Annotated in this window: 13 protein-coding genes; 4 read left to right on the top strand and 9 right to left on the bottom strand. The window is 49.9% G+C overall.

The features are described 5' to 3' along the window. Positions 1–46: 46 nt before the first annotated feature. Positions 47–643, bottom strand: coding sequence for a LysE family translocator (locus ACSF8W_RS01000; protein WP_500844286.1), 597 nt, complete (start codon positions 641–643; stop codon positions 47–49). Between the two features lie 145 nt (positions 644–788). Here ACSF8W_RS01000 and ACSF8W_RS00995 point away from each other — a divergent pair, with 145 nt between their 5' ends. Continuing rightward, on the top strand, positions 789–1,232 hold the full coding sequence (locus tag ACSF8W_RS00995; RefSeq protein WP_500844284.1) for an Lrp/AsnC family transcriptional regulator: 444 nt from the start codon (positions 789–791) through the stop codon (positions 1,230–1,232). A 61-nt stretch (positions 1,233–1,293) separates the two neighbouring features. On the opposite strand, the gene ACSF8W_RS00990 is transcribed toward ACSF8W_RS00995, so the two are convergent. The 4 genes from ACSF8W_RS00990 to ACSF8W_RS00975 form a co-directional block, all read right to left on the bottom strand. Continuing rightward, complete coding sequence (locus ACSF8W_RS00990; RefSeq protein ID WP_500844283.1) at positions 1,294–2,094, bottom strand: DUF2076 domain-containing protein; 801 nt, start codon at positions 2,092–2,094, stop codon at positions 1,294–1,296. Between the two features lie 201 nt (positions 2,095–2,295). After that, positions 2,296–2,865, bottom strand: a complete 570-nt coding sequence (locus tag ACSF8W_RS00985) for a YceI family protein (RefSeq protein ID WP_500844281.1) — start codon at positions 2,863–2,865, stop codon at positions 2,296–2,298. A gap of 1 nt (position 2,866) precedes the next feature. Beyond that, complete coding sequence (locus ACSF8W_RS00980; protein WP_500844280.1) at positions 2,867–3,418, bottom strand: cytochrome b; 552 nt, start codon at positions 3,416–3,418, stop codon at positions 2,867–2,869. A gap of 137 nt (positions 3,419–3,555) precedes the next feature. Continuing rightward, positions 3,556–4,260: an HAD family hydrolase gene (locus ACSF8W_RS00975; protein WP_500844278.1), complete on the bottom strand. Its 705-nt coding sequence runs from the start codon at positions 4,258–4,260 to the stop codon at positions 3,556–3,558. A gap of 174 nt (positions 4,261–4,434) precedes the next feature. On the opposite strand from ACSF8W_RS00975, the gene ACSF8W_RS00970 reads away from it, so the two are divergent. Together ACSF8W_RS00970 and ACSF8W_RS00965 are read left to right on the top strand one after the other, a co-directional pair. Beyond that, positions 4,435–4,773 carry a hypothetical protein gene (locus ACSF8W_RS00970; RefSeq protein ID WP_500844277.1) on the top strand — a complete coding sequence of 113 codons (339 nt, stop codon included), beginning with the start codon at positions 4,435–4,437 and terminating at the stop codon, positions 4,771–4,773. A 126-nt stretch (positions 4,774–4,899) separates the two neighbouring features. Further along, a complete protein-coding gene (locus ACSF8W_RS00965; protein WP_500844275.1) occupies positions 4,900–5,670 on the top strand; it encodes an HAD family hydrolase in 771 nt (256 codons plus the stop codon). Positions 5,671–5,816: 146 nt separating this feature from the next. On the opposite strand, the gene ACSF8W_RS00960 is transcribed toward ACSF8W_RS00965, so the two are convergent. After that, entirely contained in the window at positions 5,817–7,421 is a 1,605-nt protein-coding gene (locus tag ACSF8W_RS00960; protein WP_500844274.1) for an ABC-F family ATPase, read from the bottom strand. A 290-nt stretch (positions 7,422–7,711) separates the two neighbouring features. Beyond that, positions 7,712–9,010 (bottom strand): carbohydrate-binding protein, encoded by a 1,299-nt coding sequence (locus ACSF8W_RS00955; RefSeq protein ID WP_500844971.1) that lies wholly within the window; start codon positions 9,008–9,010, stop codon positions 7,712–7,714. A 340-nt stretch (positions 9,011–9,350) separates the two neighbouring features. Between ACSF8W_RS00955 and ACSF8W_RS00950 the strand changes: the two genes are divergently transcribed. Continuing rightward, positions 9,351–10,274, top strand: coding sequence for a LysR family transcriptional regulator (locus ACSF8W_RS00950; RefSeq protein ID WP_500844272.1), 924 nt, complete (start codon positions 9,351–9,353; stop codon positions 10,272–10,274). Positions 10,275–10,296: 22 nt separating this feature from the next. On the opposite strand, the gene ACSF8W_RS00945 is transcribed toward ACSF8W_RS00950, so the two are convergent. Both ACSF8W_RS00945 and ACSF8W_RS00940 read right to left on the bottom strand, forming a co-directional pair. After that, positions 10,297–12,273: an alkyl/aryl-sulfatase gene (locus ACSF8W_RS00945; RefSeq protein ID WP_500844270.1), complete on the bottom strand. Its 1,977-nt coding sequence runs from the start codon at positions 12,271–12,273 to the stop codon at positions 10,297–10,299. 301 nt (positions 12,274–12,574) lie between these two features. Then, the gene (locus ACSF8W_RS00940) at positions 12,575–14,017 is read right to left on the bottom strand and encodes a carbohydrate-binding protein (RefSeq protein WP_500844268.1); all 1,443 of its coding nucleotides are present in this window, start codon (positions 14,015–14,017) and stop codon (positions 12,575–12,577) included. Between the last annotated feature and the right edge of the window lie 157 nt (positions 14,018–14,174).

The following is a 14,174-nucleotide window of genomic DNA, read 5'->3' as shown; positions in this document are numbered from 1 at the left end:
CTTCCCCAATGCTGTCGTTTGCTCATTAATGAGACAGGCTGATGGTTTACAGCACGAATACCGGCACAATCGACACCAACAACAAGCCTGCCATGGCATAGTTGAACATGCGAAGGCGTGTTGGGTGCGTGAGTACCTGTTGCAGTTTTTGGCCAGCCAACGTCCAGATGCCGGTAGAAGGCAGATTCACCAACGCAAACACCAAGGCGATGATCGCAATGCCGTGCCAGCTGCCTTCCGGGTTGTATAAAGTGACGGTACTCAGTGCCATGCTCCAACCTTTCGGGTTGACCCACTGAAAACTGGCGGCCATCCAGAAGGTGAGTGGCCGATATTGATCGTCGCCGCGTTCTGTGGGGGCGCGACTGGTGGCAATGGCATAAGAAAGATACAGTAAGTACATAATGCTCACAGCTTGCAACACATTGTGTAGCCATGGGTAGGTATGAAATATGCCCACCAAACCGATGCCAATTAACGTTACCATGGCACTGAAGCCGACAGTCACGCCCAGCATATGGGGCAGGGTTTTCATAAAGCCGACGTTTGCCCCAGAGGTCATCAACATAATGTTGTTGGGGCCAGGGGTGATGATGGTGACAAACGCAAAGGTGAACAGTGCAATGAGCTGTTGGTGTTCCATAGTGATACTTGCCTGTGACGTTGTTTAAGTGTGATGCCGAATAACGACAGTTTGTTGCGCGCCTCTAAGTATATTAGTGATTTATAGCGTCAATTTTCGCGCTATATTTGTGTAATAAAGACGAAATTAGCAATGATGTGGTGTGATGGATAGGTTTGACGAAAGAATATTGCAAGCGCTGAAAAGCCACGGTCGACTGCCGAATGTCGAATTAGCTCAGCAGGTTGGCTTATCGCCGTCAGCAACCTTGCGCCGTGTGCAAGAGTTGGAGCGTAGTGGGGTGATTGAAGGTTATCGAGCGGTGTTGAACGCCCCGAAAATGGGGATTGGTTTTGTCGCGTATGTGACGGTGGGGTTGTCGAACCACAGTAAGCAATCGCAACGCAATTTTGAAGCCCACATTGTTGAGGCCGATGAAGTGGTGGAATGCCACAATATTACCGGCACCAGTGAGTATCTGCTGCGGGTCGAAGCGCAGGATCTCATCGCGTATAAACGCTTTCATACCGATATTTTGGGGGAGATCCCCAAGGTGGATGCCATTACCACCATGGTCGTGATGGAAACCGCCAAGAATGAGCGGGGCTGATAAAAAAGCTACCCATTAAAAAGGCATCCCGAGGGATGCCTTCATGGTGTTCGATGGGGGATTAAACGTCTTCGTCGCCGAAGTCATCGCCACCGCCGAAGAAGCTGTCATCACCGCCGCCGAAGCCGCCGTCATCGCTTCCGAAACCACCATCACCGAAACCGTTGTTCGCGAAGCTGTCATCACCGCTGCCGAAGCCACTGTCACCGAAACCGCCGCCGAAGCCGCCGTCACCGAAACCTGCATCGCCAAAGCCTGATGAACCGTCAGTGTAATCTGACGCGAAGCTGTTTGATGAATCGTCCAAGAAACCACCGCCTGTATCACCGGTGTCAGCTGCGGCTGTTGCGCTGTCATCAGCCGGTGCCGTGTCTGTTGCTGCAGTGTCTGTAGCAGCATCTGCCGCAGGGGCTGCGTCAGCGGCTGTGTCTGTTGCCGCTGTCGCGTCTGCTGCTGGCTCATCATGGTCGAACAGCATGTTGCTGATCATGTTACCTGCAACCATACCCACAGCAACGCTCGCTGCTGTTTGCATGAAGCTACCGAATGCGCTTGGCTGGTTGCTTGGCATAGGCGGCTGCGGTGCAGGGCGGCTACCACCCATCATTTTGCTCAATGTGCTGCGGTTCGCTTCCGACTTTTGGAATTCCACACATTGCTCAAGGTATTCGTTCTTCTGCTTCAGCTCTTTCAGTGCCATCTCTTGCACTAACACTGCTTGTGTCAGTTTGTAGACCGCATCGTTTTGCGCGCCGATCTCTGTGTTGATCAGTTGTTCTGCGTCAGCATCTTTCGCCTTGTTAGGGCTTTGCTTCAGTTTATTGGCGACATTCTGAATGAGTTCTTTTTCTTGCGGAGTCATGGTTTACCTTCTTATTGGTCTAGCACGTTACCGTGTCCTTGTTGTTATGACTCTCATCCTAGCGCAGGGTTCCTATGTCAATCTGTAAATATCAGTAAGTAAGTGGATCGTTTGCTGATATTTTGCACAATAATGATGAAAAACCCGACGGTTGCCGGGTTTTTATACAGGGTGGTATGAGGAACATTTCGCAAAAATCGCTTATTGGCGAATGCCTTCTACATGCAATTCCAGTTCAACATAGCTGGAGTCACCCATTACCGGCACCCCGAAGTCAGCCAATTCAATACGTGTTGTGCCTGTAAAACCAGCACGGTAACCGCCCCATGGGTCTTTCCCTTCGCCGACGAATAGGGCATCAATGGTTAACGGTTTTGTTTGGCCGTGCAGGGTTAAGTTGCCTTCTATCAAAAATTCCCCGTTGCTTTTTGGGTCGATCTTGGTGGAAGTGAAGGTAGCGGTGCTGTATTTTTTGACATCCAAAAAGTCGTTACTGCGAATGTGTTTATCACGCTCTGCGTGGTTGGAATCAAAACTGGTGGTGTCGACGCTGACGTTAACGGTCGACGCGGCGACATTGTTGGGGTCGTAACTGAAGGTGCCTTCAAAGGTATTGAAGCGGCCTTTAATGAAGCTGTAGCCCAGATGCGGCACTTTCATGTTGATAGAGGCATGCGCGCCTTCGGTGTCAATCACGTAGTCAGCAGCATGGGTGGTGACAGGCAGGGCGACGGCAGCCAAAAGGCTAAGGGCAACAAGGTGCTTTTTCATATTACTTTACTCCCAACATTTTTTTTAACGTAGTGTCTTTATTGATGAAGTGGTGCTTGAGCGCGGCAAGGGCATGTACGCTAACAAGGCCGATTAAGGTGACGGCGAGGTAGAAGTGGACTTCTCCGGCAATATCCGCTTGTTGATCAAATAAGGCGCCAAGGGCGGGAACGGAAAACCAGTTGAACACCTCGATAGGACGTCCATCGGCGGTAGAAATGAGGTAACCCGAGATGAATAACCCAAACAGCAACAGATAGATCACGGTGTGCGCAATTTTCGCGGCGATCACTTCCCAGCGTGCGCCTTCAATCGTGGGGGGTGTTTTGATGTGTTTCCACACCAACCGAAACAGGGTGACGAGGGCCAAGAGGATGCCGATGGATTTATGCCAGTGCGGCACGGGCTTGTACCATTGTGAATAGTAGTTGAGATCCACCATCCATAACCCAACGGCAAACAAGCCAATCACGACAATGGCACTCAGCCAGTGAATGAAGATAGAGAGGCCGTCATACGTGGCCCTGTCTTGGGTGCTGCTGTCCTTGTTCATTGTTTTGCCGTGTTAATGTGTGAATGATTTTCATTCTAGTGGTTACACAGCAAAACATAAGGAGATTGAATAGAACGACTTATTCAAATTATTTGAGCAAGTCGATAATCGGTTGCGAGATCGTCGTGTCCGCGAGATCAGCGAAGAATGTTGTTGTCGTGTCGCCAATCCATGATGGTCCACTCATTTACCTGCGCATGCAGGGCGAGCGTCGGGTCGGGATTCACGGCAAAAGGCCGGTCTACCGCTTCTAGCAAAGGCAGATCGTTAATGGAGTCGCTGTAGCCGTAGCTGCCTTGAAAATGGCCACTGTGTTCCTTTAACCACGCTTTCATTCGGATCACCTTTCCTTGCTGATAGCTCAATGTATGTGTGGTGTTGCCTGTGATTTTGCCGTTATCGAGTTGAAGATTAATGGCGAGGGCGTCATCGGCTCCTAATAATTGGGCGATGGGTTTCACGAGGTGCTCTCCTGTGGCAGAAATGACCAGCACGGTGTCGCCACGTTGTTTGTGCCATTGAATGCGGGCGAGGGCATCGGCATAAATGGCCGGCTTAATTCGCTTTTCAATAAAATCGGCGACGATGTGGCTGATTTCATCCACGTGCATGCCAATCAGGGGCACCAGTGTGGTCGCCATATACGCATGCATATCCATGCAGCCTTTTTGGTAGGCCTGCATTCTATTCTTTTCTTCCAGCAAAAGGCTTTCGGGGGCGAACCCTTGCTCGACTAAGTACGCATTCCACAGACTGGCGGAGTCTGCCGCAATCAGTGTTTCATCAAGATCAAACACGGCCAGATAAGGGGAAACGTTGGATACCGAATTTGTGTTGGTCAAACTGCATTCCTATGATGAGTAATGGGGGATCATTGCGTTATGGGTAGAGCAGCCTAAGCAATGAAAATGACAGTTTCTTTTCACCAAGATGATCGTTTTGCGGCAATGACAAACAGTGACGTGAACAAAGCAACCTGACGGGCGAGTAAAGACGAATAAGGGGGATGGGACAGAATGCGTATAGATGACACGAACAGAAGTGAACGACGCCAAGCCGACGCAGTGACCCCGATGTTATGGGGGCTTGCGGTGAATCATATCGTGTTAATGGTGGCGGCGCTGGGTTTTGAACCAGAATGGGTCGCTTCAGGCCTGCTGACTGAAAATACCCAAGTGGAATTTACCTATTGGTACGGAAGTGTCTTGTTTCCTATACAGTGGTTGGTTGAGTGTTTGGGCGTTTGTCGGTTAGGCTATGTTATCGTCATTGCCGGTGAGACGCGCCTTGAGGGGTATGCATGGCCAGTCTGTTTAGTCACTGGCGGTTTGGCAGGATGGTACGCATTGGTGTAGAAAGCACGCCTTAGTGGCAGTAAAGGTATGACCTTTATGCATAACGGGATGGGGCAAGGCACTGACGAAATATCGCGATCCGGAATAACGAGAGTAAGCAATAACCAGTAATAACAAGGACGAACAATGGCAGTGCAGGAACGCAGTGTGACACGCGAGCAACAAGGCAGTGATGTGCGATGCCTTAGCGGAAAAAGCGACAATGAGCCGTCACGCAAAATCACCACGATCATTTTTGATGCCGGTGGGGTGCTAATTTATATTCAGGAGTACCGTAAATCGGTGATGCAACGGGTGTTGCTATCACGGGGTTATGACAGTGACAGGGTGGATGATGCTTTGTCGCGGGTGGCGTTGTTTGATCGTGATTATTTTCAGCAGCATTCACTCGTTGATTGGCAAGATGAAAAGCAATGGTTGCAAGCGCGATGTCAGTTTGTGGCCGCGGAAGTGGCCCTTCAGGCTTCAGAAACGCAAGTGATGACGCTGGCCGATCAACTCTTTATGTTGTCGTTCGACAGTGCGCAATACCAATTGTTCGATGATGCGGTCAGCAGCTTACAACGTTTAGCGCCCCATTTTTCGTTAAATGTGTTATCGAATGCGACGGCGTCATTGGATTGGTCGTTGGATCTATTGGGTATTCGGCCGTACTTTGATCAGGTGGTGATTTCAGCCTATGAACGGTGTGAAAAGCCGGCGCCGGAGATTTATCTCACCACGCTGGCACGCATCGGTAAAACGCCGCAAGAATGCGTATTCATTGATGATCGCATCGAAAACGTTGAAGCGGCAGAAGCATTAGGGATCACCGGGTTTCACCTTGATCGTCAATTAGGCATGACGCTGACTGACATTGTGGAGGCGATGCTTGAGACTGCCCGGATAAGCGGATAAGCGGATAAGCGGATAAGCGGATAAGCGGATAAGCAGAATAAACAGATAGAAAAAACGCCAAGCGATTCAGATTGAATGGCTTGGCGTAATGCAGACTGGGCTGATCAAAGGGTACTGATCAGCCGATGCTGTACTTTACGTCGTGATTAAGCGACAAGCTGCATTTTAGCTTGGTGATCCAGGTACTCTTCGTACGTACCACGGAAGTTAACCAGCTTCTTGTCTTTAATGTCGATGATGTGTGTCGCAAGCGAGGTCACGAACTCACGGTCATGGCTGACAAAGATCAACGTACCTTCATACACTTTCAATGCATTGTTCAAGGCTTCAATGGCTTCAACATCCATGTGGTTGGTCGGTTCATCCATAATCAACACGTTGATGTCTTGCATCATAAGCTTGCCAAACAGCAGGCGGTTTTTCTCACCACCTGAACAGTTTTTGGCTTTCTTGTTCGCATCGTCTGCGGTGAACAATAGGCGGCCAAGAATACCACGCACCATCAGATCATCGTGCTTCGCAGTACGCCATTGTGAGATCCAATCAAAGATGGTCATGTCGTTATCGAAATCTGCTGTACAGTCCTGCGGGCAATAGCCGACAGAGGCATTTTCAGACCACTTAATGGTACCTTCGGTGTTTGCGAGCTCGTTCACCAAGCAACGCAGTAGGGTGGTTTTACCCACGCCGTTCTCACCGATAACCGCCAGTTTCGTGCCGGCTTCCAATAGCAGGTTACCGCCACTGAACAGGGTTTCATCTTCAAACGCGTGACCCAAGTTTTCAAACTCTAGCGCTTGACGGTGCAGTTTCTTGCCTTCGCCAAAACGAATTGACGGGCTGATACGGCTGGATGATTTCACTTCATCCAACTTGATTTTATCCATCTTCTTAGCGCGAGAACTGGCTTGCTTCGCTTTTGATGCGTTAGCACCAAAGCGGTTAACGAAATCTTGCAGTTCGTTAATTTCAGCGGTTTTCTTGGCATTGCTAGCCAACAGCTGCTCACGGATCAAGCCCGATGCTTCCAGGAAGTAATCGTAGTTACCTGGGTAAATGCGCAGTTCGCCGTAGTCGATGTCTGCCATGTGCGTACACACAGAGTTCAGGAAGTGACGGTCGTGCGAGATGATGATCATGGTGCACTTACGTTGCTTCAGTTCTTCTTCCAGCCAGCTGATGGTGTGGATGTCCAAGTTGTTGGTTGGTTCATCCAGCAGTAGCACTTCTGGGTTTGCAAACAGGGCCTGTGCCAATAGCACACGCAGTTTCCAGCCTGGCGCGACTTGTTGCATCAAGCCGTAATGGAATTCTTCTTCGATACCCGCTTGAAGCAGAATGTCACCGGCGCGGCTTTCGGCGCTGTAGCCATCAAGCTCGGCAAATTCACTTTCCAGCTCTGCCACGCGCATGCCTTCATCTTCACTCATTTCTGGCTGTGAATAAATGCGGTCACGCTCTTGCTTAATTTCCCATAGCTTTTTGTCGCCCATGATCACAACGTCAATCACGTTGTATTGTTCAAACGCGAACTGATCCTGACTCAATACGCCCAGTTTGTATCCTGGTGTGATAGAGACGTTGCCAGAGCTTGGTGTCAGTGCACCACTCAAGATTTTCATGAACGTTGACTTACCGCAGCCATTTGCGCCAATCAACCCGTAACGGTTGCCGTTGCCAAATTTTGCTGAAATATTTTCAAAGAGAGGCTCTGCGCCAAATTGCATTGTAATGTTTGCGGTTGAAATCAAGAGGTATTCCTTGGTGGTTACTAGCAAGATAATTATTTATCCAGAACGGAAAAATATGCTGTGCGAAATAGGGGGTAAATGATTAGGCGGCGTAGTATACAGACTGTGAGTGCGTTATGTCGAGGTTAAACAGGGGCGATGACGCGGAAAAAAGGATGAAAAAACGCTTATCACCCTGATTAATAATGGGCGATAAGCGTGAGTGCACAGTCAGTACATCCTGTTTTAGCGGCTTAGAACGCGGTGTCGTTCTTAATATGCGCTGTAGCTGTTAAGACACGCTGAAGTTGTTAAGACGCGGGCGTACAGGTTTCGATTTCTTCCCAAGGTGAGTAAGCGGTCAGCCCGGGCATTTGCAACATGGTCCACCATTTGGCTTGCCATTGTTTGCCTTGATACGTGACGGTGTCACCTTCGCTGTACACGGTATGCGTTTGCCATTCGGTGGTCGGGCACAAGGTGAGCGGCTCAGGATCTTGCATCCACTCAACCAAGTCCTGATGGCTGACAAAGCGCACTTGGGGCTTGCTTAGGGCGTAGGTGATAAAACGCTTTAATACATTCTGGCGTGAGGCCACGGTCGTTTCTGGCATACCAAAGTGTTCGCCGCCGTTAAGCAGACCGTAGAACGCGGAATGTAAGCCCAGTACCAACGGTGCGCGGTTACCGGCTAAGCGCAAGTCAAGATTGTAGCTGTAAATCGCCACCACATCGTCTTCATTTAGGCCAGCGGCACCCCAATTGGGCGTAGTGTAGAGGTTCCAGTCAAAGTTATCACCCTTGCCAGAGACAGGATCGAAGTAGCCGATGCGGCTGGCAATTTTGTCGCGCAGTGAATAGTCGATGCCGAATTTTTCCATTTCACTGTCCGGCGGCACAATCAATGTGTGTAGCGGGATTTCCCACAGCCCCGGGTAGTTATCGATGGCCGGTTTCCACCAGCCCGCAACAGCTAAGTCATGCGAAGGGCTGCCGTTATCTAACGTAAATGGCCAGTAGTTATTGGTGCCATCTTGCTCGGGGACAATCCCAGCCGGGAAGCTAACATCGTATTGAATGCCGTTATCCACAATAGCGTTTAAGGTGTTGTCGTTGTAGGTCATGAATGGGGCGCGGAAACCGGTTACTTCATCGACACCAATGCCGCCTTTATCTTCATCACGGGTGAGGAAGTCACCGCATTTTTTCACTTCCTCTTGCCATTGCTCAGCGGTCATCCATGGCTGCAGTGGGTTGTAGTTCACTTTGTCATCGGGGTGTGAATAGGTGTGGTTACCGATGTCGTAATCACGCTCTGCCAGTTCACGCCACAGGCTCTTGATGGTGTCATTGTCCATCGCGGGCTCACAGTGCATAAAGAAGCTGGCGCCGAGCGGCTCACCCGCAAAGTCATCTTCACCGGCTGGGTTGTTGTGGCTGGCAAGCAGATCCATGACCCATTTCAGGCCGTCGGCTTCTACGTTGTCATCAAAGCCTAGGCTAATAAACATTGGGCTGGATTGTACCGGGATCGGCGGCAGTGCCGATGGGCTTACGTTGGGTTGAGGGGTAAAATCATCGGCGGTAGCGGTATGCGTCAGGGCGAGCATCGCCATGGCCAGTGCGGTTTTACGCACAGGAAAAGCAGGTTTTGTCACAATAAAATCCTTCTTAATGTGGTCGTTGTTTGAGCGAGTGTAGCAGCCTGAGGGGGATGATTGATAAGAAACTCAGAATCAGGCGTAACTCTTGAAAGCATGTTGTTGTTTGAATGTAACTAACGACATTGTCAGAAGGTATTAGTTATGGGTTGGGCGCAAAAATGACGTATTACGGTCGTGATCTGCATGATTTCTGCTTGTACGAGGGGCTAGAGATGATCGGATGGGCTTGTGTTTCCTTACTTCACTTGTTTTTCGATATACTTCAGTAAAATCACTTGAATGTTGAATGAACGTGCAGCGAAAAATCGATCTCAACTTACTTCGCGTCTTTGTTTCTGCCTATCAAACACAATCTGTCACCCAAGCGGCAGAGCAGCTGGATTTAACCCAATCAGCAGTGAGTAATGCGCTAGCCCGATTGAAAACGCATGTGGGTGCGGCGTTGTTTAACCGCACCGGACGGGGGATCACGCCGACACGGTTTGCTGATGAGTTGTATCAGCATATTCACTCTCCGTTATTAGACATTGAATCATTGTTGATAGGGATGGAGGCGTTTGACCCTGAGGTCGCCCAGAAACGGTTTGTGGTGTATTGCCATGAAGCGATGATTCATTCGTTGAGGCAGTCTCTTGACCGCGCGCTGGCGAATTTATCGGTGGATGTGGTGTTGATGGAACCGCCGTCCAGTAATGAACAACTGTATGATGATTTGATGTTGGAAAAAGTCGATCTCATCATTGATGTGGATGCGCCAACCAGCCGTGTGTTTGCGTCAACCGTGCTTACCGAAGATCACTTGTGTTGTGTGGTGCGTCAGGATCATCCGCGCTTGTCAGATCCCAATGTGTCTGACGCTGGCTTGACGCCTCAACAATACGTCGATGAACAACATGTGTTGTTTAAAATGCGTCGTCATCAGTTACCGTTTATTGATTGGCTGGTGGGAGAGTCATTGCCTGCTCGTCAGGTGTATAGTCAGCATGCGTCTTTGATAGGGATGCTTGCAGCGGTGTCTTACAGTGATGCCGTGGCAGCGGTGCCCGTGTCGTTTGCCAAGCAGTATCAAGATGTGTTTCAGCTGCGTATTTTGCCGTTTCCTTTCGACAGTGGTTCCTTTCAGTCACATATGGTGTGGCAGGCCAAATTCAACAAAAGTCAGCCGCATGTGTGGTTGAGGATGTGTATTGAAGTCCAGATGGCACAATAGGGTTTGTGCCATCTGGTTTTGGTTACGGCGTTACAATGCCGAAGGCAGGATCAAAACGATCAAGGGTGCCCATGAAGGCATTGAATGCGGTTAGCCCTTCAACGGTGAAGGCTCCGCTTTTCATCGCTTGCTCTATAGACAGTGAGCCAGTGATAAGGTCCACAAAGGTTTGTTTAGACAACGCAATAGTGACATCAGGTTGTTTAAATTGTTTGTCTTTGTAGGTTTTCAGTACGGAGTTTGACAGTTCCAGTGCGTACTCGCCACTGGCTACGTTGTCATCATTGGCGACCTGAATGTTGATCAGGGTATGCATGTTGTCTACCGCTTCCGGCTTAATGCGCACGGCCAGTGATTCCAATACCGAGTACACCGGCATGTTGCTGGCGATGGCGGTAGTGTCTGGTGACGGTGCCGGGGTGTAACCATGACGGAGTTCTTTCGCACCAATTAAGTAATAGTTACGCCACGGGCCTGATTCGGCTTGGTAACCTAATTGCTCCATCGCATCGGCTTCTAAATAACGGGCGGTCATGTTTTTCGGGTTAGAGAACGTGACGTTATTTAATAGCGTCACTGCCCAGCGATAATCACCATCTTGAATTGCTTTCTTCGCAATGGTGATCACTTTTTCTTCCCCACCCATGGCGGCCACGTACTTTTCGCCTTCTTGTGCGGGCGTCAATGGGTTAAGGTTCGCTGGGTTACCGTCCCACCATGCACCGAAATAAAAGTCGTAAGTTGCGCGTGCGTTGTGCGATACCGTGCCGTAGTAGCCTCGGTTATACCAGGCTTTGTCTAGGCTATCCGGCAATTGAATGCTGGCGGAGATTTCATTGGGCGTATAGCCTTGGTTGGCAAGACGCAGCGTTTGGTCATGCACAAATTTGTACATGTCACGGGTTTTCTCTAACTGCTCGGTGATCTTGTCACTGCCCCATGTCGGCCAGTGGTGTGAACCGATCATAATGTCTGATTTTGCCGCGAATAAATCCAGCGACTCATCCACGTAACTTGCCCATGCATTGGCATCACGACTGCGTGCGCCACGCAGGGTAGAGATGTTGTGGATGGTGTGGGTCATCACCTCTGACGCCATGAGCACGCGGTGTTCAGGGAAATAGAAGATAAACTCTGACGGCGCTTCTGAGCCGTTCGCCATCTGAAATTCTACTTTTACGCCATCAATGTCGTGAATCTCGCCAGTTTCCAGCACTTCCATGGTTTGTTCCACAATGCCCGGTTTACCGGTCGAGGTGGTTTTCCCCAAGCCGCCGTCCACTTTGCCGTTCGGGCCTGCTTCAATCATGTTGCCGTACATGTAGCCAGCGCGGCGGCTCATGGTGTTGCCCGCCAGCACATTCTCTGAAATGGAATGCTCGAAAAAGTCTTTAGGGGCGATAACGGCCACTTTTCCGCTTTCAATGTCCGCTTTATTGGTGACTCCCCAAATGCCACCAAAGTGGTCAATATGAGAGTGGGTAAAGACGACGGTGCTGACGGGGGCTTTTTCGACATGCTTGAACAGCAGGTCTAAACCGGCACGGGCTGTGTCTTCTGATAGGAGGGGATCAATCACAATCCAACCGTGTTCACCGCGAACAAAGGTCATGACAGACAAGTCAAACCCGCGGACTTGGTAAATGCCGTCTTTCACTTTGAACAGACCGTGCTGGTTATTCAGCTTTGCCATGCGCTGTAAAGATGGGTTGATCGTATCGATCGTTTTATCGGTGTTAACGAAGTCGAACTTGGCAAAATCCCACACCACGTTGCCGTTGGCATCTTTGATGGTTTTGTCGGGCCATGTGGCAATAAACCCACGTGTTGCATCGGTGAAATCATCGGTATTGGCAAAGTCGAGTGTTGTCGCCACCGTGTGGTTCTTTTGAATGGTAAAGCGGCTCGCGGGCTTTACATCGGGCGTGATTGGCGTGGTGTCCGCCATAGCGAATTGACTCATGATCGCCAGAGAGAGGGGAAGCAGGGTGAGTTTCATCAATGATACCTCGGTGATTCGCAGTGGAATGTCTAGGCCGAGGATGATAATGAAAATCGTGGTATTAAATCATTATGATGAAATGCCTATCTGATATTTATGTGGTGAATATCGTACTGAGAAACGAGAAACGAGAAACGAGAAACGAGAAACGAGAAACGAGAAACGAGAAACGAATGTAAATGTGAAACGTATAGTGCCGGGTTGATGGTACGGGGATGATGCTGGAGAAAAGAGAGTGCCTTGGGCGGGGAAAGAAAACAGCGGGTATCACAAACGTGATACCCGCTGAAAGGGCTTGTTAGCAACCACTTACGGGGCCTAAAGGCGTCCAAGCGGGATGGTCGACAGGACGGGCATTGCTTGTCCACCAATTTGCTCGGTATTGTTGGCCTTGATAAGTGACGATGTTGCCCTTCAAATATTGGCGATTTGCGTGCCAAGGTAAAGCGATCTCACTGATTAATTTCCATGGCCCTGAAAAACTGGGAGCGCTATTCTGATTCCACCACTTGGCTTGCCAGACTAATCCGTCATAACTGACCGTTTCGTGGGTGTAAAGGGTGTTGGGCTGCCATACGGGAAATTGAACTGCATTGGGATCTGTCTCGCAATCCATGCCCGCCACGCTCACAGTGACGGTGTTTGTTGTTGATTGCATGCCATCATTCAGTGTGATCGTGATCTGCTGTTCACCGGGCTGTGTGGCGGTTAATGTCCACACTAATGGATCGTGGGTGTGTTCAACGTTGAGTCCTGTTGTCGCCTCGACGGAAGCGATTACGGGAGCGCCTTCGGGATCATAGCTGCCGGTCAGATCGAGTGTAAGGGGTTGTTGTTGTTCGATGGCACTGGGCAAGGCATTCTTTTTCAACACCGCAGGGAAATTACGTTGTAGCGCCGCAAATGCGGCAAACGCTTGGTAGGTGTAGCCTTGAAAAAGGGTATTTTGCTGCGTGCCTGCTTCATCAAACAGGTACATCATGCCGTCTCGTGCGGTGACAAGCAGTTCCCCTTGCGCATTAATATCAATATCCGCAAAGCCTGAGTTGTCTAATGACTGACGGCTGAATAACTCGCCCTCTTGGCTATAGTGATGGAGGTAACCGTCCCAGCTGACCATGAATATCTCTCCGGATTCTGTCGCGGTCACCGCACGGGATGAGGAGGTATGGCCTAAATTGTGCTGTTTAAGCCGTTTCATCGTCACGGGTTCAATAATATCCAGTTCACCGTACACATTACGCAGGGCATAAAGTAAACCGTTATTGCCGAGTGTGATATCCATGTAGTCATGTTCAGTGAAATACGCTTGAGAGGTCTCGTTCTGTAAATCAAACCGAACAATACCTTTACTGGCGGCATTGGCTGTTGCCATATCAGTCAGGTAAGCATAACGGCCGAGTACCACGATCCCGCCCGCCGTACCATTATTTACGCTGCTTAATCCCTCGTGCTGTAAATGCTCGATGTGGGTGGGGTGTATCATCGCCAGTGATGCATCGAAGGTACCTGAGTAGACAGCAATACCGTTCGGGGTATTCACTAGATCACGTAGAGATTCTGTGCTGTGTGGTAGGCGATGTTGCATGCTGGCAAGCAGTTGCCCCTGTTTATCATAATAATGAATGTAATCCAGCGTGGTGCTGAGAATATAGGTGTCCGGTGGCAGCGCGTCGTTAGCGCTTGCGTGAAAGGACAGGGCGGTCGTCAGGGCGAGCAGTGAACGCGTTAATGTCTTCATCCTTGAACGTCTCATTGGTAGTCTCCGTGCATCGAGCAGCTCGTGTCGGTTAACGAGGAGCGGGGTGAACGTGCTACCCTAACCAGAGACGACATAAAAATCCGATCTCTTGTGATCCTTTGTTGTCAAAGTTAGGTTTTGATCAGTGTGGCGTGAA

The organism is Photobacterium sp. 270122K, assembly GCF_059941365.1.
Note: the sequence above shows the minus strand (reverse complement) of the source record. Positions and strands in the feature narration are given on the sequence as shown.